Source organism: Streptomyces africanus (genome assembly GCF_002150735.1).
In the GTDB taxonomy this organism is placed as follows: domain Bacteria; phylum Actinomycetota; class Actinomycetes; order Streptomycetales; family Streptomycetaceae; genus Streptomyces; species Streptomyces africanus.
Genome location: NZ_MUKA01000584.1, coordinates 1 through 734, shown reverse-complemented (window position 1 = coordinate 734; position 734 = coordinate 1). Strand labels below are relative to the sequence as shown.

The 734-nt window shown below is 68.0% G+C and carries 1 protein-coding gene; it reads right to left on the bottom strand.

The window, feature by feature from the left end:
* On the bottom strand, nucleotides 1-734 hold a 734-nt coding region (locus CCL05_RS42325; RefSeq protein ID WP_208641748.1), incomplete at both ends, for a 2-oxoacid:acceptor oxidoreductase family protein.

Here is a 734-nt window from a genome sequence, read left to right as displayed (position 1 = left end):
GCAGGTCCGCCTGCTCGGTCTTGGTGGGCAGCCCCGTCGACGGGCCACCACGCTGGATGTCCACGACCAGCAGCGGCAACTCCAGCGACACCGCCAGGCCGATCGTCTCCGACTTCAGCGCCACACCCGGGCCGGACGTCGTGGTCACCGCCAGCGAACCGCCGAAGGCCGCGCCCAGCGCCGCCCCGATCCCGGCGATCTCGTCCTCCGCCTGGAACGTCCGTACCCCGAAGTTCTTGTGCTTCGACAGTTCGTGCAGGATGTCCGAGGCCGGCGTGATCGGGTACGACCCCAGATACAGCGGCAGATCCGCCTGCCGGCTCGCGGCGACCAGACCGTAGGACAGGGCGAGATTGCCGGAGATGTTGCGGTACACCCCCGGCGGGAACGCCGTGGCCGCCGGGGCGACCTCGTAGGAAACGGCGAAGTCCTCCGTCGTCTCCCCGAAGTTCCAGCCCGCCCGGAACGCGGCGATGTTCGCCGCCGCGATATCGGGCTTCTTCGCGAACTTCGACTTCAGGAACTTCTCCGTGCCCTCCGTGGGCCGGTGATACATCCAGCTCAGCAGGCCCAGCGCGAACATGTTCTTGCTGCGCTCGGCCTCCTTACGGGTGAGGTCGAACTCCTTCAGCGCCTCCACCGTCAGCGTGGTCAGCGGCACCGGATGGACGTGGTAGCCGTCCAGCGACCCGTCCTCCAGCGGAGACGTCTCATAGCCGACCTTCTGCATCGCC